Source organism: Collinsella aerofaciens (assembly GCF_015558785.1).
Lineage (GTDB): Bacteria > Actinomycetota > Coriobacteriia > Coriobacteriales > Coriobacteriaceae > Collinsella > Collinsella aerofaciens_P.
In genome coordinates this window covers 72,134-94,519 of the sequence record NZ_JADMOP010000003.1, presented here as the reverse complement: position 1 = coordinate 94,519, position 22,386 = coordinate 72,134, and the positions used below count along the sequence as shown (strand labels likewise).

Here is a 22,386-nt window from a genome sequence, read left to right as displayed (position 1 = left end):
AATAAAACCGTACGCGCACAGGCGTTGTGCAGACATACGGTGCAAATTATACCCTCATGGACATGTCGCTTACGTGTATCTTCGGCGGTTGGGAGCAGGGTTTATCCGCTTCGACCTGCCAAAGGGGGAGAGGTTTATTTTGGCGGGTTTTATCAGGCAAAACGGCAAAGGAGGCCGGCCTCGCGCTTCGGTGAGGCCGGCCCCCTTTGGAGCGTTGCATATGTATAGCGGCACAGGGTTTATTGCGACGCAGCCGCCGCGGCGTTTCCGCAGATGAAACCTGCCAAAATAAACATCCCTAAATGGTAGGTTTTAGTGCTTGCCGTTGGCGGAAGCGGCGCCGTTTACGTGATCGCGGGCGTAGATTACGCCGTGGACGATGGCCAGACCGGCGGCATCTGCGGCGCGGGCGCAGGTGTCCTGGAAATCCTCGGCTTCGCGGGCGCGCAGCTGCTTGAGCACGTAGTCTGCCACGGCCATCTTGCCGGGAGGGTTGCCGATGCCGGTGCGGATACGGCTAAAGTCGCGGCTGCCCATCTTGTCGATGATGGAGCGCAGGCCGTTGTGACCGGCATGGCCTCCGCCCACCTTAACACGCACGTCGCCGGCGGGAATATCGAGCTCGTCGTGGATGACGAGCAGCTCCTCGGCCTTGATCTTGTACTCGCGGCAGAGCTTGGAGATGGGCCCGCCCGAGGTGTTCATGTACGACTGCGGCTTGACCAGTACAATCTGGCGCTTGCCGTTCTCTTCCTCGGCATCGTTGATGTTGATGAGCGCGACCTCGGCGCCTGCTTGGTTTTTCCAGTACGTGACGCCGGCCTGACGGGCCAGCTCGTCGATCGCCTTAAAACCGGCGTTGTGGCGGGTCTCGGCATACTCATCGCCAGGGTTGCCAAGTCCGGCAACCATGCGAATCTTAAGCGGCTGTGCAGCTGCCATGTTCATCCTTTCGTTACACAAAAGTTCAATCAACGACAAAGGCTACCACGCCCGCCGAAGGCGAGGAAAGGTTGCAGCAAAGTCATTTCAGAAAACAGCTGCCCCGAGACAGCAGGAAGCCCCGGACACGCCGGGAGGGGTTATCAAAGCGAACATCCCGCAGCCGCAAAGCGGCGAGGACGTTCGCGTGATAACCCCGCAGGCGTGTCCGGGGCTTCCGGAGGGATGCGAGGGTCGAGCGACTATAGCGCGAAGTCGCCGCCGACGAGCGTGGAGACGGGCTCCTCGTGGTAAACGGCGGAGATGGCCTGAGCGAACTCCTCGGCGACCGAGATGGTCTTGATCTTGCCGCCGACCTCGACGGGAATGGCGTCGGTGACGAGGCACTCGACGATCGGGGCGTCGTTCAGACGCTCGATGGCCGGACCGGAGAAGATGCCGTGGGTGGCGCATACGTAGATGTCGCCGGCGCCCATAGCCTTGAGCTCCTTGACGTTGGCGCACAGGGTGCCTGCGGTGTCGATCATGTCGTCGTTGATGATGCAGGTCTTGCCCTTGATGTCACCGATGATGCCCATGACCTCGGCGGCGTTGTGGCGCGGACGGCCCTTGTGGGCGATGGCCAGGTCGCAGCCGAGCATGTCGGACAGCTTCTTGGCGGCCTTGGCGCGGCCCACATCGGGGGAGACGACAACCAGGTTGTCGGTGTCGAAGTGCATGTCGTTGTAGTACTGGCCAAACAGCGGCAGCGCGGACAGGTGGTTAACCGGGATATCGAAGAAGCCCTGAATCTGGCCCTGGTGCAGGTCGAGGGTGATGATGCGGTTGACGCCGGCGCGCTCGAGCAGGTTGGCGACGAGGCGGGCGGTGATGGGCTCACGCGGGCCGGCCTTGCGGTCCTGACGGGCATAGCCGTAGTGGGTGATAACGGCGGTGATGGAGCGGGCGGATGCGCGCTTGGCAGCGTCGGTGGCGATGAGCAGCTCCATGAGCATGTCGTTGACGTTGCCGCCGGCCACGGACTGAATCAGGAAGACGTCGGCGCCGCGGACGGTCTCGTCGTAGCGGGCGTAAATCTCACCGTTGGCGAACTGCTTTAGCGTAAGGCCCGAAAGCTCGACCCCAAGGTACTCAGCGATCTTCTGAGCGAGGGGACGGTTGGAGGAACCGGAATACACGCGGATGGACTTGCGCATATTCTCCGACTTCTCGGGATCATTAATCGGCATTACCCTTCTCCTTTATATCGAATGCCATATAGATGCCTTGTTGCATTGTAACCGCGCGACGGGGTTAATCGGGTCTTGATAACGTCTTTACCGTCAACGGACACGAACCGACCACTCATCCTGTCGCGCAGGTCACGATAGAAAAAAGGAGCCGCCCCCATGGGAACAGCTCCTTAGATGCTTGGTAAAACGTTATACCTCGTCGTCCTCGTGCAGGCGGCGGCGATAATCGGCGGCCCAGCCCTCAATATTTACCTGACGGGCGCGGCCCAGACCGAGTGCGTCTGCCGGGACCGGCTCAGTGATGACGGAGCCGGCGGCCACGAGCGCGCCGTCGCCAATCTGGGCGGGCGCGACCATCATGGTATCGGAACCGATGAAGGCATCCTTGCCGATGACGGTTTTGTGCTTGTGTACGCCGTCGTAGTTGCAGGTGATGGAGCCGGCGCCCACGTTGACGCCGGAGCCCATGGTCGTGTCGCCGATGTAGGACAGGTGCGGCACCTTGGAGCCCTCGCCGATCGTGGACTTCTTGATCTCCACGTGCGTGCCGGCCTTGGAGCCGTCGAGCATGTGGGTACCCGGGCGCAGGTAGGCGCGCGGGCCGCAGTCGACGCCGTTCTCGATGACGGCCTCGATGGCGATGGTCTCATCGATGATGCAGCCGCTGCCGACGGTGGTGTCGGTGAGACGGCTGTTGGGGCCGAGCTGGCACTCCTCGCCCACGGTGACGTGGCCGATCAGGTGCGTCTGCGGCCACACGACGGTGTCGCGGCCGATGGTGGCGTCGGGGCCGATCCAGGCCTGCGTGGGGTCGATGAAGGTAACGCCCTCGGCCATCCAGTGCTCGTTGATGCGGTCGCGCGCGATGGCGGTGAGCTGCGCGAGCTGGATGCGGCTGTTGACGCCCAGGCCGTCGCGGTAGTCATCGCAGTGGAAGATGGAGACTGCCTGGCCGTGGCCCTTGAGGATCTCGAGCATGTCGGGCAGATAGTACTCGGACTGCGCGTTGTCGTTGCCGATCTCGTCAATGTGCGCGGCGAGCTGCGCGCCGTCGAAGGCGTAGCAGCCGGCGTTGCACTCGAGCAGCGTGGCGGCCTGCTCGGGTGTGCAGTCCTTCTGCTCGATGATGCGTTCGATCTGGCCGTCGGCACCCAGCTTGATGCGGCCGTAGCCGAAGGGGTCGGGCGGGGTCATGGTCATGACGGTGCAGGCGAGCTCGCCGGTGGCGACGGTCTGCGCGAACTTGGCGACGGTGTCGGCGGTGATGAGCGGCAGGTCGCCGTTGAGCACGACGACGGGGCCTTGCGTGATGCCGCAGGCCTCGAGCGCGACCTTCACGGCGTGACCGGTGCCCAGGCGCTCGGTCTGCTCAACGCACTCGACCTTGGTGGCGCTGTTGGCATAGGCGCCGTCGATGAGGGCGCGCATCTCGTCGGCGTGGCTGCCGATGACGACCACGACGCGGCTGCAGCCGGCCTTGATGGTGGCGTCGACGATCCACTGGACCATGGGCTTGCCCAGGATCTTGTGCGAAACCTTGCAGTGGTTCGACTTCATGCGGGTGCCCTCGCCGGCAGCGAGGATAATTGCGGTTGCGTCCATGTGATCTCCTGTTACGTTATAGAGACGTGTGTTTGGAAACGATACACGGCGCAATATGATACCGCAGGCATATGTTGAGCGCGTAGCGATTGGCTCATGGCGGCCGATGTCGGTGCCGCCGGCGTGGCGTTTGCGCTGCTTGCGTGCGGCGTTGGCGGTGCTGCGGAGCTGTCGTTTGAGCGAGGGGACGGGGGTGCCCGTGGACAACATACAAGAGGAGTTTGGCGGCGAGCCCGTCGCGGCATTCTCGATGTCGCATCCGGCTGTGCCGGCCCTCTACATGGTGCTGACGCTGGGGCTCACCATGTTCTCGATGCAGCCGGTGCTGATTGCGCTGTCACTTGCGGGCGGGCTGGCGTATGGATTTGCGACGCGCGGGGCTGCCCGCACGCTGGGCGCACTCCGCTGGCAGCTGCCGGTGATTTTGATTATCGCGCTGGTCAATCCGCTGTTTAGCGCCTCGGGCTCGACGGAGCTGTTCCGTATTGGCATGCGCGCGGTGTATCTGGAAAGCATGGTATACGGCCTGTGCATGGGCGGGCTGTTTGTGGCGAGCATGCTGTGGTTTGAGGCCGCGGCGTCGATGCTCGAATACGACAAGGTGCTCGCGCTGCTGGGCAATGCCGCACCGGTGATTGCGCTCATGATCTCGATGTGCATGAGGCTTATCCCGCAGTTTTTACGCCGCGGTCGTACGGTGCTGGCGGTGCAGGATGCGATTGATGTGCCGGGCCGCGTGCCCACCGATCCCGTGCGATCGCGCCTGCGGGCGTCGAGCGTGTTGATGGGCTGGGGCATGGAAGATTCGCTGGAGCGCGCGGACGCCATGCGCTCCCGTGGGTGGGGCGCCGCGACGCGTCGAACGACGTATGCGCGGTATCGGCTGGGGCGCGGCGATGTTGCCGCGCTGGTTGGACTTGCGCTGTTTGGCATGGCCACGACGGCAGTGGCGTGGACTGCGACGATGCAGTATTCGTTTTACCCGCAACTATCGGTGCCGGCGCCGTGGCTGGGCTATGTCGTGTACGCTGCCTGGATGATGCTGCCTTGCGCGTCGCACGCGATTGATGAGAAGAGGTTTGGCTGATGGCTCGGTTGGATAGGAGCTCGGCGGCGGGTGTGGCATATGGCTCGGCCGCGCCGGCGATTGAGGTGCGAGGCCTTAGTTTTGCCTATCCCGGGGCCGAGGCACCGGTGCTCGAGGGGCTTGATTGGCGTGTTTCCCAAGGTGCGTTTGCACTGCTTGTTGGCGGTACCGGTTCGGGCAAGTCGACGCTGCTGTCGCTGCTCAAGCCCGAGATCGCGCCGGCGGGCGAGCGCACTGGCGATGCGCGCGTGCTGGGCGAGAACGTTGCCGACATGGACGTGCGGGCATCGGCAGAGCGCGTGGGTTATGTGTTTCAGGATCCCGAGAACCAGATTGTGTGCGAGACCGTGTGGCACGAGATGGCGTTTGGCCTAGAGAATCTGGGTGTGTCGCGCGACGAGATGCGCCGTCGCGTAGCTGAGACCAGCTATTTCTTTGGGCTGGAAGATTGGCTTCACCGCGATACTGACACGCTTTCGGGTGGTCGCAAACAGTTGCTGTCGTTGGCGGCCGTTCTGGCGTTGCGCCCGCGCGTGCTGCTGCTCGACGAGCCCACGTCTCAGCTTGATCCGGTTGCGGAGAAGAATTTCCTGCACGCGCTGTTTCGTGTGAATCGCGAGCTGGGCTGCACGGTTGTTGTGGCGACGCATCAGCCGCGGCCGATGCTCGAGTATGCGACGTGTACGTACCGGATTGAGGGCGGTCGCGTGCGCGAGGTGGCGGATATGTCTTCTTTGGGACGCCGAGAATCGCTGTTTTCCGATGACATGTTGGGGTGGGGTGCCATCCGATGTGCAAAAAACGGAGTATTCAGCAGGCGTGAGGACAATTTGGGCTCTCTGGAGCCGCCCGGGGACGTATCGAGCGCGAAAAAAAGTTCAGAATTGGACAAATCGTCCGAATTTGTGGCGCAAACGTCGCTCGAGAATGGCTCGGAAGCCTTCCCGCGCACGGATGGAAGCAGAATACTCCAAAAAATGCACGGCGGGTCGGCTACCACCCTGTCGGAAGGCTGGTTTCGCTACGATCGCGCGGGCGGTTGGGTGCTGCGCGGGCTCGACGTGACGTTTTCGGCCGGTGCGGTGCATGCGATCGTGGGCGGCAACGGATGCGGTAAGTCGACGATACTCTCGGTGCTGGCGAAGACCGCCAAGCTGCAGCGCGGCCGCATGGTGCGCGGAGCGGCCTCGGCGGCGCTGCTGCCTCAGAATCCCAAAGCATTGCTGGTTGCCGATACGGTTCGCGACGAGCTGATGGAATGGGCTTCGACCTGCGGATATGACGAGAACTTGGCGCGGGAGCGTGCGGCGAGCTTGGGGTTGTCGGGTCTGGATGGACGCCATCCGTACGATCTTTCGGGCGGGCAGCGTCAACTGCTTGCATTGGCAAAACTGCTGCTAATCGGCCCCGAACTGCTATTGCTCGATGAGCCCACCAAGGGTCTAGACCTGTTCAGCCGCCGCATCATTGCCCGCGCCCTGCGTGACCATGCGAAGGCTGGCGGCACCGTCATCATGGCTACGCACGATTTGGACTTTGCCGAGCAGGTAGCCGACGACGTCGTCATGATGTTTGACGGCGAGATTGCCTGCATGGAGCCGCCGGCCGACTTCTTTGCCGATAACGTGTTTTATAGGGCGTGATGGGATGACGGATTATCGCGTCGCGCGCTTGCTTGCAAAACTGGAGGTCCCGCTGTTGTTGGCGGTGCCGGCGGTGATGGCTGCCGCGTTGCTGTCGGGTGTTGAGCAGGCAGCATTGGCCATGCTGGTTGTGGTGGCGCTGGTGCTCGCGCTGTTCTTTGCGGGTTACGAGGCATCTCGTCCGGGTTTGCGCCAGATTATGCCCACGCTGGTTCTGGCAGCATTGGCCGCGGCGGGGCGCATCTTGTTTGGCCCCATTCCCGACTTTAAACCCGTGAGTGCCATCGCCATTATCGCGGGGGCGACGCTTGGTCGCCGCAATGGTTTTATGGTCGGTGCGTTGGCGGCGCTGACCAGCAATTTCTTTTTTGGGCAGGGCATGTGGACGCCGTGGCAGATGTATGCCTGGGGGCTCGTGGGATACGTTGGCGGTGCGCTGGCGCATGCCGGCGCTTTTGATCGCGCCGATGGCACCGTGCGTATGCCGGCGCTGCTGACCTACGGCTTTGCTTCGGGTTTGCTGTACGGCGTTGTGATCAACGCCTACGACATTATCGGTTTTGTTCAACCGCTCACGTGGGCGGGTGCCATGGCACGTCTTGCCACGGCGGTGCCGTTCGATATCACGCACGGCCTTGCGACCTGCGTGTTTTTGGCCGCCTTGTACAAGCCTTGGTGCCGTCGCATTAACCGTGTCGTCGTGAAATACGGACTGTAGGGCATTTCGCGTTCCCACACGAACTTGCGGTGGAATAGTTCTCGTTTTTGGCTATTTGCTGCCCAAACAGGAACTACTCCACCGCAACTTATAGGGGGAGAGGGGTCACATGATCTGTTTTCCTCTGTCCCCCAGGAATTGCTTGGCGCTAGAGCTCTAGCGTGAGGGTGACGGGGCAGTGGTCGCTGCCGAAGATATCGCCGCGGATGCCGGCGTCGCGCACGTTGCCGGCGATTGCGTCGCTCACCAGGAAGTAATCGATGCGCCAGCCGGCGTTGTTCTTGCGGGCATTAAAGCGATAGCTCCACCAGCTGTAGACACCCTCGACGTCGGGGTTTGCCGCGCGCCAGGTATCGGTAAAACCGGCGTCGAGCAGCTCGGTAAACTTACCACGCTCTTCGTCCGAAAAGCCTGCGTTGCCGCGGTTGGACTTGGGGTTCTTAAGGTCGATCTCTTCGTGCGCTACGTTAAAGTCGCCGCAGGTCACCACGGGCTTGCCGGTCTCGCGCTCAAGCGCGCTCAAAAAGCCGCGATAGGCATCGTCCCAGGCCATGCGCACATCGATGCGCGCGAGCTCGTTTTGGGCGTTGGGCGTATAGACATCCACAAACCAGAACTTGTCGAACTCCAACGCGCAGACGCGGCCCTCGGTTGCGGCTTGGGCGACGAGCTCGGCCGCCTCGCCCTCGCCGGCGTAGGGTAACAGCGCGTCGGCGTGCAGCACGCGCAGCGGTTCCTGGCGGCTAAAGACCGCAGTGCCCGAATAGCCTTTACGCTCGGCGTAGCTCCAGGTTTGGCGATAGCCGGGCAGGTCAATATCAACCTGGCCTTCTTGCAACTTGGTCTCTTGCAACGCCAGGATATCGACGTCGAGTTCTTGCGCGATCTGGATAAAGCTCGGGTCCTTTTTGAGCACGGCGCGCAGGCCGTTGACGTTCCACGAGGCGAAAGTGTAAGTCTGAGGCATGGTGTCCTTTCGACGGGGTTGGCAGGCTTAAGATTAGCGCAACAGGGGCGGTGGTGGGCACCGCGCGTGCTGACCCAAAGGCCGCATGCTGGGACATCGCCCGACGCTGCCCGACCAACAAGGACGGAGGACTCATATGACGCAGGCGATAACGGACTCCAAACAGGCCTCCGCCGCGCTGGCGGAGCTGTTCGGCACCCACAAGCGCGTGGTCTTCTTTGGCGGCGCGGGCGTTTCCACGGCGAGTGGCATCCCCGATTTCCGCAGCGTGGACGGCCTATATCACCAACAGTTTGCCTACCCGCCCGAGACCATGCTCTCGCATAGCTTTTACGAGGCGCATCCGGCCGAGTTCTTCGACTTTTACCGCACCAAGATGATCGCGCTTAACGCTAAGCCCAACCGCTGCCACACCAAGCTGGCCGAGTTGGAGCGCGCCGGTAAGCTTGATGCCGTGGTGACGCAAAATATCGACGGTCTGCATCAGATGGCTGGCTCACAGCGCGTGTTCGAGCTGCACGGATCGGTCCATCGCAACATTTGCCAGTCGTGCGGCGCGGTCTATAGCGCCGAGTGGATTTGCTCGCGCGAGCACGAGGACGCCGCGGGCGTGCCCGTGTGTCCTGCGTGCGGCGGGCGCATTAAGCCCGATGTGGTGCTCTACGAGGAGCCGCTCGACGAGCGCGTGCTGACCGGCGCCGTCGCCGCCATTGCCGCGGCCGATGTCCTCATCGTGGGCGGGACCTCGCTCGTGGTGTATCCGGCGGCGGGCCTTACGCGCTACTTTACCGGCGATACCCTGGCCATTTGCAATCTCGCTCCCACCGATCAGGATGCAAATGCCGACCTGCTGATTTCTTGCGACATCGCGGCCGCGTTTGCGTTCTAGCCCGTGTGCGCGGATACAATAGAAAAACTGATTGCAAAGCGACCCCGCCGCCTGCGCCCGAGCGCGGTGGCGCGGGCATTTTAGGAGGATGTTCATGGCGAACGATAGCAAGACATGGCGGTGCGGAAAGTATGAGCTCAGCTTTGACCGCCCGCGCATCATGGGCGTCCTCAACGTGACGCCCGATTCGTTTAGCGACGGTGGGGAGCACTTCGACCCGGATGCCGCCATCGAGTACGGCCTGGCGATGCTCGACGCCGGTGCCGACATCATCGACGTGGGCGGCGAGTCCACGCGCCCTGGTTTTACCCCGGTCAACCCCGACGAGGAGGCTCGCCGCGTGCTGCCCGTGGTGCGTGCGCTGGCCAAAGAGGGCGCTATCGTCTCGATCGACACGCGCCACGTGGCGGTTGCCAAGGCGGCCGTGCGCTGCGGCGCCTCGATCGTCAACGACGTGACCGGCTTCACCGACCCCAAGATGGTCGAGTTTGTTAAGACGAGCATCTGCGGCGTCATCGTGATGCATGCCGGCGAGGTCGCCGCGCCCACCCGCACGCACGCAACGGTGCAGCTCGATACCTCGGCAGCGGCGTTTGTTGCCGAGAAGGCGCGCGAGGCGGCTGCCGAGGCCGCGCGTGAGGCCGAGAAGCCGGCTCGCCGCCGTCGCGGCAAGTTGCTGGGCGAGCCTAAGTCGGAGGCCAAGCTTCCGGGCGGCGTGGTGCAGCCCTCGTTGCCGTTTGGCGAACCGGAGCCCACGCCCGAGCCTTCAAGCGAGCAGGAGACGCCGGCCGCCGAGCAGGCTGCTGCCGCCGAGACTGTCGCGCCCGCGCCCGAGGCCGCGCCCGCAGCCACCGAGGCCGAATCGGAGTCCAATGACCGCCTGGCCGCCATGATGCGCCGCAGCGCCCGCCGCGAGGAGGCCTACGTGCCCACCTCTCAGCTTCGCCGCTTTACCCTGCCCGATTCGGCGCCCATCATGCGCCGTGTCATGGGCTTTCTGTCCGACCAGGCTCGTACGCTCATCCATGCCGGCGTGTCGCGCGACCGCATCTGCATCGATCCCGGTCCGGGCTTTGGCAAGACGGCCAACGAGGACATCGTCATCCAGCGCGAGACCGCCAAGATGGCGTCGCTGGGCTATCCGCTCATGTGCGCCGTGTCGCGCAAACGTTTTGTGGGCGCCATCTCGGGCGTGACCGATGCCGCCGCGCGCGATGCCGCCACGTTTGGCGTGTGCCTGGGCGCTATCCAGGCCGGTGCCAACATCGTACGCGTGCACGACGTCACCGGCTTTGCGCAGTTCCTGAACGGTTACTGGGCTGTCGCCAAGCCGCAGCCGCGCCGTGCGTTTGTGGCCGTGGGCTCCAACCTGGGGCATCGTTGCGACAACATCCGCGCCGCGCGCGACATGATCGCCGAGATCCCGCTCACCTGCGTGTCCAATTGCTCGCGTATTTACGAGAGCGAGCCTGCCTACGAGACGCGCCAGGATGCGTTTGCCAACGCCGTCATCGAGATCAAGACCGAGCTGGCGCCGCTGGTGCTGCTCGACGAGCTTATGAAGATCGAGACCGAGCTGGGGCGTGACCGCTCCAAGAAAGCCAAGGTCAACGGCCCGCGCACCATCGACCTGGACCTGCTGTGGATGGACGGCGAGACCCACGGCGGCAAAAAGCTGCGCCTGCCGCATCCGCTCATTGGCGAGCGCGACTTTGTGCTGGTGCCGCTCGAGGACCTGATGCACGACCCGGCGCGGTTCTTCCGCTACAACGGCGTCGAGGTCAAGGAGCCCGAGGACCGCGTGGGCCATATCGTGGGCGAATTGGGGCGTATGTAGATGATCGAGATGAATGCTGTTGTTGCCGGTACCGAGCTTGACGCCGCGCGCGACGCGGGCCGCGAGGGTGCGTCCGCGGGCTGGTGCGCTTGGAGCGCGGGCGATGCTTCGCTGACGTTTTCGCTGGTCGTGCGCCCGGACGTGAACATGCATGCCTTCCACGGCCTGCCGTTTGTGGCGGCGATGGGCATGATGGATGCGCTTGTGGGCACGGCTTCGACGCCGGGGTTGGGCCTTGCCGGTAAGGTGGGTATCCAGTGGCCGAGCGATATCGTGTGCGGTGCGCCTGCGTTTGAGACGTCGCTCGCGCGTGTTGCCGTGAACGGCGGTGCCGGTGCTGCGGGCATGTTCGGTGCCGTGACGGTGGATATTGAGCGTTCGGCGTTGAGCGAGCTCGGTGTGGGTGTGGCTGACGAAGCGCTGGTCGAGGCGCTGGCCGCCGCCATGCTGGCCCGCGTGGACGCCTGGGCGGTTGTTGCCAACACGCCGCAAGGCGCCGCGGGGCCGCTGGCTCCCGTGCTGGGCGAGTACTTTGACATGGTGCCACTGCTGGGCCGCCAAGTTGCGGCGGTGTCGCCCAACGGTTTGCCGCTTGCGGTCGGTGTGTTTGCGGGCCTGGACATCTGGGGTCGCGCGACCATCAAGACCGATGCCGGCGAGCAGGAGTTTCCGCCCGAGGCTGTACGAATTCGCGGGCTGTAGCGCGGGGCGCTCGCGCTCAAAGATAACGATGACAACGAAGCCCTCTTCGGCCTGTGCCGGGGAGGGTTTCGCCTGTCTGGGGAATGGGCTTGGCGAACGTTTGCGGGGACTGTGGCATCGGGCGTGCTTGACTTAAGCTCCTGCTCTATCCCAGCTTCTGCATGCGGCGGTAGATTTCGCAGATGCCCTTAATGGTGAGCTGTCCGTCGACCACGTCGAAGGCGTCGGTCGAATCGGCGACGATGCTGGCGAGACCGCCCGTGGCGATAACGGTGGCATCGTCGCGGCCCAGCTCGCGCTTCATGCGAGCGACCAGGCCTTCGGCCATGGCGGCGGTGCCCATCACGGCGCCGACCTTGATGCATTCCTCGGTGTCGCGGCCGATGGCGTGCTCGGGCGCCTCGAGCGGCACGCTGGCGAGCTTGGCGGCACGGGCGGCAAGTGCGTCCATGGAGATACGGATGCCCGGCGCGATCGCTCCGCCAATGTAATAGCCGTCCTCATCGATGACGTCGATATTGGTCGCGGTGCCAAAGTCCACCACGATCGCCGGGGCGCCGTAGAAAGTCTCGGCCGCAACGGCGTTGGCGATGCGGTCGGCACCCACAGCCTGAGGGCGTGCCGCACGCAGCTTGGTCACGGCGGCGGTCTGCGGGCCGATGACGATGGCGTCTGCCGCGATGCGGTCGGCCACGGCGTGCCACTCGCGCGAGAGCTGCGGCACCACGCCGGCAAAGGCGATCGCGTCGGCCGCGTCGAGCGAAAGGCCGTACATCTTAAAGAAGCCCATCAGACGCACGTGGATCTCGTCGGCGGTATAGGAGCGGTCGGTGGGCATGCGCCACGACTGCACCAGCTCGTTTCCGTCAAACAGGCCCATGGCCGTCTGCGTGTTTCCCATATCGATAGCGAGCAGCATGTCTACTCCCGGTGTTGGCATAAAAGGACGCGCACCATTGTATACGCGCCGTCGACGGCGCTCGGCTGCGATTCGTTTACGATGATAGGGGCTGAGGGGTTTAAATATGAAGGAATTATGCTCTACGAGATTTTCCTTGCCGTTTACCGAACTCCCACGTAATATTCTTTCTTGCGCACATGAGGCGCCCAGACATTGCGGGGTGGAGCAGTCTGGTAGCTCGCCGGGCTCATAACCCGGAGGTCGTAGGTTCAAATCCTGCCCCCGCGACCAAGAACTTGCAGCTCGTCGGCCTAGCCGGCGAGCTTTTTTGTTATTCCGGGACCGTGTTTTCGGTCCAATTCTCAGCCTCTCAAACAAGATCTCGATCTGTAACATCTAGACCCGATTTGGGCGGCTAGGTGTTACAGATTGAGATGTTGAGTTCCCGCCCGGACGGTTTGTCTAAATCTGCAACACGAGGGACGGATTTTGCCGAGTTGTTGTTACAGATTGAGATTTTCCGGCAGGCGGGTTTGGTTTGTCTCAATCTGTAACAGGTAGGGGTCAAAAGTGGGCCTAGCTGTTACAGATCTAGATTGTTGAGGATGGGTCGAGAGGAATATCTCGATCTGTAACAGTAAGACCCGGTTTTGCCGAGTAACTGTTACAGATTGAGACAAACCGACGGGCCGTCCCGCCCCATCCACCTGCCGCTACCTGTTATCCGCCGATTTCCGTTGCGCTGTTGTATTCCCATGCCATATCCTCTAGACAACTACGCGGCACCATCGCCGCCGCGCCTACAAGAGAGGAATGTCCATGACCGCACCTGCATCCAAGCTGCTCCAGCCCATTACGGTTGGCCCCCTTGAGCTCAAGAACCGCATTATGTTCCCGCCGCTTACCACCGGCTACGAGGAGCGCGACGGCTCCATTGGCGAGCGCAGCCTGGCTTTTTACGAGCGCCTGGCCCGTGGCGGCGTGAGCTACATCGTCATCGGCGATGTTGCTCCCGTTATGACCGCAAGCCCCACGCCCAAGCTTGCGACCGACGCCCAAATCCCCACGTTTAAGGCGCTGGCCGACGCCGTCCACAAGTACGGCGCCAAGGTTGCGCTGCAGCTGTTCCACCCCGAGTACGACGTGCCCGGCGTCGGTCGCATGGTCATGGGCTCCATGGCTGCCGCCAAGGCCGCGCAGGAGGCCAAGGCCGCCGGCGACGAGGAGACCTTTGCCGCCAAGATGGCCGAGTCCAACGAGATTCGCAAGCAGGCTTACGCCAAGCTGCATCACGACATGCAGCACTTTGTGAACGAGGCGAGCGTGGAGCAGCTCACCCAGATCAAGGAATCCATCGCCGCCTCGGCCGCCCGCGCGCAGCAGGCCGGCATCGACGCCATCGAGGTCCACGGCGACCGTCTGGTGGGTTCGCTGTGCTCGGCTATCCTCAACAAGCGCACCGACGAGTATGGTGGCTCGTTCGAGAACCGCGTTCGCTATGCGCTCGAGGTCGTCGCTGCCATCAAGGAAGCCGCGCCGCAGCTGATGGTGGAGTACAAGCTCCCCGTGATCATGGAGAACCCCGACGGCACGCCGCGCGGCAAGGGCGGCCTGCAGCCCGACGAGGCCTGCGAGTTTGCCAAGCTGCTCGAGGGCGCCGGCATCGACATGATCCAGGTCGCGCAGGCAAACCACACTGGCAACATGGGCGACACCATTCCGCCCATGGGTGCCATGCCCTACAACTGGACGCTGCCCGTGGCCGAGCGCGTCAAGGCCCTGGTCTCCGTGCCGGTGACAACCGTGGGCCGTGTTGTCTCGGTCGAGGCCGGCGAGAAGATCCTGGAGGATGGCTCGGCCGACATCATCGCCTATGGCCGCTCGCTCATGTGCGACCCCGACATTGCGCTGAAGGCCGCCACGGGCGAGCCCATTCGCGAGTGCCTCAACTGCAACAAGGGCTGCGTCGACGCGATTCAAAACCGCAAGTACATCTCGTGCGTGCTCAACGCCGAGAACGGCGACGAGGCGACCATCGCCATCAAGCCGGGCGAGGGCGACAAGAAGATCGCCGTGGTGGGCGGCGGTATTGCCGGCCTGGAGGCCGCGCGCGTGGCGGCCAAGCGCGGCTACGATGTGACCGTCTACGAGGCGAGCGATCATCTGGGCGGCCAGATTGTGCTGGCGGCCGCGCCTCCGCGCAAGGACGAGATCATGCGCTCGGTCGAGTATTACGAGAAGATTCTGCCTGGCCTGGGTGTGAAGGTTGAGCTCAACCACGCCGCTACCGCTGAGGACCTCAACGCCGCTGACGCCGCGATTGTGGCCGTGGGCGCGCACGACGTTGTCATCCCCGTTCCGGGTGCCGACTCGGACAAGGTCATCTCGAGCTGGGACGTGCTGGCCGGCAAGGTGGAGCTCAGTGGGCGCGTCGCCGTCATTGGCGGTGGCCTGGTGGGCACCGAGACTGCCGAGTACCTGCTGCAGCGCGGCTGCGAGGTGGCGATCGTGGAGATGCTCGACAAGATTGCCGCGGGCGAGTCCGAGACCATTCTGCCGCTGATTATGAGCGATTTTGCAGAGCACAACGTGGAGCAGCACGTGAAGACCCGTCTAACCGCCGTTACCGACGAGGGCGTGGAGGCTATTCGTACTGCCGAAGACGGCACCGAGGAGCCGGTGAAGATTGCCTGCGATTACGTGGTGATGGCCGTGGGCTCCAAGGCCAACGCGTTTGACCTGGACGGCGTGACGGTGCCCGTGACCTGTGTGGGCGACTGCTCGGGCGAGCGCACCGCCGACATCGCGAGCGCCATTCGCACGGCATATCACGCGGCCAACGAGCTGTAGTTAACTTCGCGGCCAGGCGGGGCGGTAGCACGGATCTGCCTCGCCCGACTGCGTCCCATGGGGTGTCAACCGGGGCGGGGTCTGCAAGCGCAGCAGGTCCCGCCCTTTTTGTTTTGCTCCGGTGGAGGGCAGTGCGCGGTAATCATGAGGAGTGAGGACATCTACTACCTTGCAGGCCACTCAAAATTATTGGGGGAGGGGTTAATAATTATATCCTCTATACCAAAAGACATAAAGAGATGCCAATTTTGGTGACAAGCGAATGACGATTAGCTGCGAGTCAGCTACCAGCGTAAATAATCGATAAAGAAACGTCGTAAATTGGTGCCAAATGCCCAGATAACGCCGCGTCTATTTTAATTAACTGTTTTGAGCAAACAGTAAAATGCTACTATCTAACTTGCACGTAAGAAAGCAGATTAACGGTTAAGGCTAAGAAGTGGCAGGTATGTCGGAAGCAACTAGGACTCGCACGCATGCGCCCGAGGTTAGGCAGCGCGCCGTCGAGATCCTCCAAGAGGGGGTCGGTCACCGCGCCCTCGCCGCAAAGCTTGGCATTCCCCAGGCCACGGCTCGTCAGTGGGCCCGCGCATATGCCGTGGGCGGTGCCGACGCCGTGCTCAATGCGGGCGCTCGCCATCACACCTATTCGTACGACGTAAAGCTCGCCGTGGTTAAGGACCGTCTGGAAAACGGTCTGACGGTTCGCGAAGCCATGATCAAGTATAAGATTCCAAGCGAGTCTTCGGTTAAGGCCTGGTGCCGCCTGTACCGCGATGGCGGTGAGTCCGCACTGGTCGATAAGCCGCGGGGTCGCAAGCCGCGCGTTAAGCAGGCAGAGTAGCAAGAGGGTGCGCCCACGAGGCGCATTTTTCTTGCCGCGCCAACTTTTCGAACCGCCGCGAGCCTATCGGGGCATCCTTCAACGTGGCCAATAAACCGCACACAGTGGGCCGCGCGCCCGTCGCTGCGGTAAGGAAACGTCACCCTCTACTCCAGTGCGGACAGACTCCTTACCCCGTACGCCTAAAACTCCCCAGTTGGCCGAAAATCTGCCGCCGCTACTCCTCAATTGAGCTATAACGTTAAACAATTGCAGCGTTTTTGCATGGGGGAGTGATGGTATGACGCTACTGTATTTCCTTACCCTGTTTCCGCTGGTACCGGCGCTGGGCATGCTGCTTGCGCGCGGTGACCGTGCCCGCGATGCGGTGGGGCTCATAGGCTCCGGCATTATTATGGCGGTGACAGTTGTAGTCGCCGTCATGTTTTTTGGCACGGGTCCGCAGAGCTTTGAGGTTGCCCCCGGCACCTCGCATGTGCTCTCGATCATCAGCTCCGTCATCGACGTAATTCTGTGCGCCGTCATCCTGTACAACGCGTACAAATATAGGAACGCGCTCACCACGGTGCTCGGCATAGTCCAGCTGGTGGGCTCGCTCGCCTTTGCAGCCATGACGCTGCCCGCGGCCGAAGCCGTCACGGCGACGCCGCTCTACCTGGACTACATGAGTGTGATCATGGTCCTCGCCGTCGGTATCGTCGGCAGCCTAATCTGCGTGTATGCCCTGGGCTACATGAAGGACTTCCAGGCCCACGACGAGCACGAGGCCGCGCTGCGCGGGCAGACCGCGCCCGACCGTCGCCCGCAGTTCCTGGCGCTTATGTTCCTGTTCCTCTCAGCCATGTTCGTCATCGTGACGAGCGACAACCTGGAGTGGCTGTTCTGCGGTTGGGAAATCACCACCGTGTGCTCGTTCCTCATGATTGGCTACACGCGCACGCCCGAGGCCATCAAGAACGCCTTCACCCAGATCATCCTTAACATGCTGGGCGGCATCGCGTTTTTGGCCGGACTCATGTTCCTGCGCGTTAACGGTATGCCGTTGACCATCTCGGGCATGATCGAGCTTTCCGGCGCCGGAACCGTGCAATCCGCGCTACTGGTGATGCCGGTCATCCTGCTGTCGCTCGCCGCACTCACCAAGGCCGCACAGATGCCGTTCCACACTTGGCTGTTGGGCGCCATGGTTGCCCCCACGCCCACGAGCGCCCTGCTGCACTCGTCAACCATGGTCAAAGCTGGCGTGTTCTTAATGGTCAAGCTGAGCCCGCTCTATGCCATCTATCCCGTGACCGGCTTTATGGTTACGAGTGTGGGTGCCATCACGTTTTTGCTCGCTGCCCTCATGGCCATCTCGCAGAGCAACGCCAAACGTGTGCTCGCGTACTCCACCATTTCCAACTTGGGCCTTATCAGCGCCTGCTTGGGTGTCGGCGCGCCCGAGGCCGTATGGGCCGCCATCTTCCTAATCCTGTTTCACACGGTGGCTAAGTCGCTGCTGTTCCTGTGCGTGGGCACGGCCGAGCATCATATCGGCAGCCGCGATATCGAGGACATGGATGGTATGTTCAGCCGCATGCCGCACCTGACGCGCCTGATGATGCTGGGCATCATGGGCATGTTTGTGGCGCCGTTTGGCATGCTCGTGTCCAAGTGGGGCGCCCTGGTGGCGTTTGCCCAGACCGGCAACGTGCTCATGATCATGGTGCTGGCCTTTGGCTCGGCCGCGACGTTTTACTTCTGGGGCAAGTGGCTTGCCAAGCTTTCGGGCGTCGACCCCACGGCTCAAAACGTTGAGGTCAATGTCCATAAGACCGAATGGATGGCCCTCAACACCATCGCCGCGCTGCTGATTCTGTGCTGCGTGGCGTTCCCGGTTATCTCGAGCGGTCTGGTGTCGCCTTACTTGGCCATGGTGTTTGGTCGCGTGCCGTACGTTATCGGCAAGGACGCCATGTATCTGATGGTGGTTATCGTGGCGTTTATCGCCGTGGTGCTGCTGACTTCATTCCGCGTGAGCAACAAACCGCACGTAAACGTATATCTTTCGGGCGTGGGAACCGACAAATATCGCCATTTCCGCGGCTCGATGGGACACGAGGTGAAGGCCGAAAAGCGCAATTGGTACTCGGAGGACGCCCTTGGCGAGAAGCGTATCGGCCCCGCGGGCAGCGTCGTGTGCTGCAGCATTATCTTGTTTGCGCTGCTGTGCTGCGCATGGATTGGACCCGAGCGGCTTGCCATGAGCGCGCCCTCGGTGCTGCGTGGCAAGTATTTCGAAGGCTCGGGTGTCGTGGGCATCTTTATTGGTACCGTGGTGTTTGCCCTGCTAGCGCCACTTGTGGGCGGCCTGATCGACGGCGTTGACCGCAAGCTGTCCGCCCGCATGCAGGGCCGTGTGGGTCCGCGTCTGCTGCAGCCCTTCTACGACGTTGCCAAGCTGCTGCGCAAAGCCCCTGCCAGCGTAAACACCATGGACGATACCTATATGGCGTGTGCGCTCATCTTTACCGTGGTGGGCGGCGGCATCTTTGTGTCGGGCTCCAACACGCTGCTGTGTGCGTTTATGGTGACCCTCGCCGCGATCTTTGTGGTGCTGGCGTCCGCCTCGACGCAAAGCCCGTTTGCCCAGGTCGGCGCCGACCGTGAGTTGCTGCAGGTTATGAGTTACGAGCCCGCTGTTCTGCTGATGAGCGTGGGCCTGTACCTTGCCACCGACAGCTTCGATTCCATCGCCGTGACGGGGCAGTCGGCCCCCATCATCGTGTACAGCGCACCCATTTTTCTCGCGTTGCTCGCGGTGCTTACCATCAAGCTGCGCAAGTCGCCGTTTGACCTTTCGTACTCGCATCATGCGCATCAGGAGATCGTCCAGGGCGTCGCCACTGAGATGAGCGGCGGCACGCTGGCCAAGATGACCCTTATGCACTGGTGCGAGACCGTACTGTTTTTGATGTGGGTGGGCATGTTCTTTGTCTGGGACAACCCGGTGAGCTGGGTGGTTGCCCTGGTCGTGATGGTCGCGACGTATTTTGTCGAGGTCCTGATCGACAACACCTTCGCACGCAGCACCTGGCGCAGCTGCTTTAGGCTCGGATGGGGCGTGGCGCTGGTGTTTGGCCTGCTCAACCTTATGCCCATCCTCGTCGACGTATTTATTTAGGAGGCGGCATCCATGGATCATAAAATGTCGCGCTCGCCGTGGGTTATTCATTACGACGGTTCGAGCTGCAACGGATGCGATATCGAGGTGCTGGCCGCGCTCACGCCGCTGTTCGATGCGGAGCGCTTTGGCGTGGTCAACACCGGCAACCCCAAGCATGCGGATATCTTTTTGGTGACGGGGTCGGTCAATGCCCAGAACCTGCCTGTCGTGCGCCAGATCTACAACCAGATGCTCGAGCCCAAGTGCGTGGTGGCGTGCGGCATCTGCGCGTGTTCGGGCGGCGTGTTCCGCGATGCCTATAACGTGATCGGCGGCGTGGACCGCGCAATTCCCGTGGACGTGTACGCGCCCGGGTGCGCCATTCGCCCCGAGACGGTGATCGATGCCATCGTGGAGGCGTGCGGCATCCTGGACCAGAAGGAGGCCGTGATGCGCGCCGGCGGCGACCCGCTTACCGTGGGCGGTGCCGCTACTTGGGACGGCGGCGTTGAGCTGGGCGAGGACGGGTTTGTGGCTGCTGCGGAGGCCGGCGACGCGACCGCCGCTGCAAAGGAGGCCGAGTAATGCAAAAGGCTATCTATACCACCGTCGGGATCGAGGAGCTCCTGTCGCATGTCCAGGCGCTTAAGGGCGTCGGCGCGCGCTTTGTGCAAATGCACGCTGAACGCAACGTCGACGACGGCTCGTATCGCTTGGTCTATACGTTTATCAACGTTCGTGCTGCTCAGGAGCAGATTGCGCAGGACGGCAGCTATGCGATCGAGAACCTGGTGGTTGAGGGTATCGACCAGTACCAGGAGATTCCGTCCATCAGCTCGTATTACCCCGCGGTGTTCCCGTTTGAAAATGAGGCCCACGACCTGTTTGGCCTTGCCATCACCGACATGCAGATCGACTTTAAGGGCTTTTTCTACCAGGTTTCGACTGCCGAGCCCATGAGCGTCATCACGCCCGAGGTGAAGACTGCGCGCGAGAAGGCCATGAGGGTCCGCGCCGCTGCCGAGGCCAAGGCGCGCAAGGCCGCGGCCGAGAAGGCCGCTGCGGCTGCGGCTGCTGCAGGGGAGCCCGCCGCGGGCGCCGACGATGCCGCGGGCGCCGCTGCTCAGCCCGCTGCGGCTGCCGGCTCCGATGCTCAGCACGATGAGGTCGCTGCAAAGGCTGCGCTCAAGGCCGCCGAGATGGAGGCAAAGCTCGCCGCCATGGATCCCGAGAAAGCGGCCAAGGTCCGCGCGGCGCTTGCCGCCAAGGCCGCCCGCGACAAGCAGAAAAAGGAGGCGTAAGGTCCATGGCGCATCGCTCCGTTATTCCGTTTGGCCCGCAGCACCCGGTGCTGCCCGAGCCGCTTCATCTGGACCTGGTGATTGAGGACGACCGCGTTCTCGAGGCAATTCCGCAGATCGGCTTTGTGCACCGCGGACTCGAGAAGCTCACCGAAAAGCGCGACATGCACCAGTTTGGCTACATCGCCGAGCGCATCTGCGGCATCTGCGCCGTGGGCCACAGCTGCGGCTATGCCAGCGCCTGCGAGCGCATGCTCGACATCGAGGTGCCTGGCCGCGTGCAGTATATCCGTACCATTTTGCACGAGCTTTCGCGCATTCACTCGCACCTGCTGTGGCTGGGCCTGCTCGCCGACGCCTTTGGCTTTGAGGCGCTGTTCTATCGGTCGTGGACCCTGCGCGAGCAGATTCTCAAGATCTTTGAGAGTACGTGCGGCGGTCGCGTGATTCTGTCGATCAACGAGATCGGCGGCCTTAAACACGACATTGAGGACTCCGAGCTGGTGGGCATTGTCCAGACGCTTGACGCCATGCGTCCCGACTACGAGGCCCTGGTGCATACGTTTTTGGACGACAATAGCTGCGGCGAGCGCCTGCACGGCGTGGGCGTGATCAGCAAGAAGGACGCGCTGGAGCTTTCGATGGTCGGCCCGTTCGGTCGCGCCTCGGGCGTGGACTACGACGTGCGCATGTTCGGTGACGGCGCCTATGCGGATCTGGCTGCGTTTGAGCCGATCGTTGCCACCGACGGCGACTGCTATGCCCGCTGCCAGGTGCGTTGTGCCGAGGTCACGCAGGCCATGGACATCATCAAGGAGCTTGTGTGCAAGATTCCGCACGACGGCATCGGCGGGCGCACCAAGCTTACGCCGGCCGACGGCGCGCGCGGCGAGGTTGTGATTGAGCAACCGCGCGGCGAGGCGTATTACTATGTGCGCGGCAACGGCACCAAGAATCTGGACCGTTTCCGCGTGCGCACGCCGACGTCGCAAAATCTGGCGGGTCTGACGCATGCGCTGCAGGGCGTGCTCCTTGCCAACGTGCCCATGATTATCCTGACCATTGATCCCTGCATTAGCTGCACGGAAAGGTAGGCGCGGCATGAGTTTACTGACATTTGCCAAGACGGCCTTGGGTTCTATGGTCAAGCAGCCGGTCACGGTTTGCTATCCGCAGGAGAAGCTGACGGCGCCCGAGCGCTTGCGCGGGCATATCGTCAACGACATGGACGTGTGCATTTGCTGCGGCATGTGCGCACGTCGCTGCCCGGCGGGCGCGCTCGCGGTCGATCGCAAGGGCGGAACGTGGTCGATTGACCCGTATGCTTGCGTGGTGTGCGGCGAGTGCATCGAGAGCTGCCCCAAGCGCTGCCTGACTATGGACACCGCCCGCACCCCAGTCGCAGCGGACAAGACTCCCACAGTAGAAACCAAGCCGGAATAGCGCTGGAATAGGGGCCGGTGGGGCAAAAATGCCCCGCCGGCCCCGCGCGTGAACGCGCGATTGGGCCGCCGCAAACAAAACTATGCCGGTTTACGGGGCTGGATGGCGAACCTCCGACCATACGGAAAACCACAAAAACAAAACCGCAGGTAGATGGCCTGCCATTTTTCAAAAATAGGGGGTATGGATGAGGACTCCGACTTTAGCCCCGTAATCCGGCATGGTCTTGAAATGGCGCCATATCAGTACCAGCCCTTGATCCCCCAAGGATGGAGGAAAACGG

Annotated in this window: 18 protein-coding genes and 1 tRNA gene; 14 read left to right on the top strand and 5 right to left on the bottom strand. The window is 62.5% G+C overall.

Features of this window, described 5'->3' with window-relative positions; all coding sequences use genetic code 11:
- Window positions 1-312: 312 nt before the first annotated feature.
- From pth to glmU, 3 genes are all read right to left on the bottom strand, one after another.
- Window positions 313-942: an aminoacyl-tRNA hydrolase gene (pth, locus tag I2G40_RS02345; RefSeq protein ID WP_022094030.1), complete on the bottom strand. Its 630-nt coding sequence runs from the start codon at window positions 940-942 to the stop codon at window positions 313-315.
- Between the two features lie 242 nt (window positions 943-1,184).
- Window positions 1,185-2,171, bottom strand: a complete 987-nt coding sequence (locus I2G40_RS02340) for a ribose-phosphate diphosphokinase (RefSeq protein WP_022094252.1) — start codon at window positions 2,169-2,171, stop codon at window positions 1,185-1,187.
- Window positions 2,172-2,363: 192 nt separating this feature from the next.
- Window positions 2,364-3,776, bottom strand: a complete 1,413-nt coding sequence (gene glmU, locus I2G40_RS02335; protein ID WP_195544072.1) for a bifunctional UDP-N-acetylglucosamine diphosphorylase/glucosamine-1-phosphate N-acetyltransferase GlmU — start codon at window positions 3,774-3,776, stop codon at window positions 2,364-2,366.
- Between the two features lie 199 nt (window positions 3,777-3,975).
- Between glmU and I2G40_RS02330 the strand changes: the two genes are divergently transcribed.
- From I2G40_RS02330 to I2G40_RS02320, 3 genes are read left to right on the top strand one after another with little or no spacing between them, the layout of a single operon-like run.
- Entirely contained in the window at window positions 3,976-4,863 is an 888-nt protein-coding gene (locus I2G40_RS02330; RefSeq protein ID WP_324252558.1) for an energy-coupling factor transporter transmembrane component T, read from the top strand.
- Complete coding sequence (locus I2G40_RS02325; protein ID WP_195544071.1) at window positions 4,863-6,506, top strand: ABC transporter ATP-binding protein; 1,644 nt, start codon at window positions 4,863-4,865, stop codon at window positions 6,504-6,506. The genes I2G40_RS02330 and I2G40_RS02325 overlap by 1 nt, the downstream gene beginning before the upstream one ends.
- A 4-nt stretch (window positions 6,507-6,510) precedes the next feature.
- Entirely contained in the window at window positions 6,511-7,224 is a 714-nt protein-coding gene (locus I2G40_RS02320; RefSeq protein WP_006235785.1) for a DUF6580 family putative transport protein, read from the top strand.
- 148 nt (window positions 7,225-7,372) lie between these two features.
- Here the strand turns inward: I2G40_RS02320 and I2G40_RS02315 are convergent, their stop codons facing one another.
- Entirely contained in the window at window positions 7,373-8,191 is an 819-nt protein-coding gene (locus I2G40_RS02315; protein WP_117746195.1) for an exodeoxyribonuclease III, read from the bottom strand.
- Window positions 8,192-8,327: 136 nt separating this feature from the next.
- Here I2G40_RS02315 and I2G40_RS02310 point away from each other — a divergent pair, with 136 nt between their 5' ends.
- The 3 genes from I2G40_RS02310 (at window position 8,328) to I2G40_RS02300 (ending at window position 11,619) form a co-directional block, all read left to right on the top strand.
- Window positions 8,328-9,080 carry an NAD-dependent protein deacylase gene (locus I2G40_RS02310; RefSeq protein WP_195544070.1) on the top strand — a complete coding sequence of 251 codons (753 nt, stop codon included), beginning with the start codon at window positions 8,328-8,330 and terminating at the stop codon, window positions 9,078-9,080.
- A 94-nt stretch (window positions 9,081-9,174) separates the two neighbouring features.
- On the top strand, window positions 9,175-10,917 hold the full coding sequence (gene folP / locus I2G40_RS02305; protein WP_195544069.1) for a dihydropteroate synthase: 1,743 nt from the start codon (window positions 9,175-9,177) through the stop codon (window positions 10,915-10,917).
- Window positions 10,918-11,619 (top strand): hypothetical protein, encoded by a 702-nt coding sequence (locus I2G40_RS02300; RefSeq protein ID WP_195544068.1) that lies wholly within the window; start codon window positions 10,918-10,920, stop codon window positions 11,617-11,619.
- Between the two features lie 145 nt (window positions 11,620-11,764).
- On the opposite strand, the gene I2G40_RS02295 is transcribed toward I2G40_RS02300, so the two are convergent.
- Complete coding sequence (locus I2G40_RS02295; protein WP_195544067.1) at window positions 11,765-12,538, bottom strand: type III pantothenate kinase; 774 nt, start codon at window positions 12,536-12,538, stop codon at window positions 11,765-11,767.
- Between the two features lie 196 nt (window positions 12,539-12,734).
- Here I2G40_RS02295 and I2G40_RS02290 point away from each other — a divergent pair.
- The 8 genes from I2G40_RS02290 (at window position 12,735) to I2G40_RS02255 (ending at window position 22,103) form a co-directional block, all read left to right on the top strand.
- Window positions 12,735-12,811: transfer RNA gene (locus I2G40_RS02290), tRNA-Met, on the top strand.
- A 528-nt stretch (window positions 12,812-13,339) separates the two neighbouring features.
- The gene (gene bilR, locus I2G40_RS02285; RefSeq protein WP_229090616.1) at window positions 13,340-15,370 is read left to right on the top strand and encodes a bilirubin reductase, long form; all 2,031 of its coding nucleotides are present in this window, start codon (window positions 13,340-13,342) and stop codon (window positions 15,368-15,370) included.
- 448 nt (window positions 15,371-15,818) lie between these two features.
- Complete coding sequence (locus I2G40_RS02280; protein ID WP_195544065.1) at window positions 15,819-16,214, top strand: helix-turn-helix domain-containing protein; 396 nt, start codon at window positions 15,819-15,821, stop codon at window positions 16,212-16,214.
- A 280-nt stretch (window positions 16,215-16,494) separates the two neighbouring features.
- The gene (locus tag I2G40_RS02275) at window positions 16,495-19,377 is read left to right on the top strand and encodes a proton-conducting transporter transmembrane domain-containing protein (RefSeq protein WP_195544064.1); all 2,883 of its coding nucleotides are present in this window, start codon (window positions 16,495-16,497) and stop codon (window positions 19,375-19,377) included.
- A gap of 12 nt (window positions 19,378-19,389) precedes the next feature.
- Window positions 19,390-19,944 (top strand): NADH-quinone oxidoreductase subunit B family protein, encoded by a 555-nt coding sequence (locus I2G40_RS02270; protein ID WP_195544063.1) that lies wholly within the window; start codon window positions 19,390-19,392, stop codon window positions 19,942-19,944.
- Complete coding sequence (locus tag I2G40_RS02265; protein WP_195544062.1) at window positions 19,944-20,660, top strand: NADH-quinone oxidoreductase subunit C; 717 nt, start codon at window positions 19,944-19,946, stop codon at window positions 20,658-20,660. Before I2G40_RS02270 ends, I2G40_RS02265 begins: the two co-directional genes overlap by 1 nt.
- A gap of 5 nt (window positions 20,661-20,665) precedes the next feature.
- Entirely contained in the window at window positions 20,666-21,754 is a 1,089-nt protein-coding gene (locus I2G40_RS02260; RefSeq protein WP_195544061.1) for a hydrogenase large subunit, read from the top strand.
- A gap of 7 nt (window positions 21,755-21,761) precedes the next feature.
- Complete coding sequence (locus I2G40_RS02255) at window positions 21,762-22,103, top strand: 4Fe-4S dicluster domain-containing protein (RefSeq protein WP_195544060.1); 342 nt, start codon at window positions 21,762-21,764, stop codon at window positions 22,101-22,103.
- Window positions 22,104-22,386: the final 283 nt, after the last annotated feature.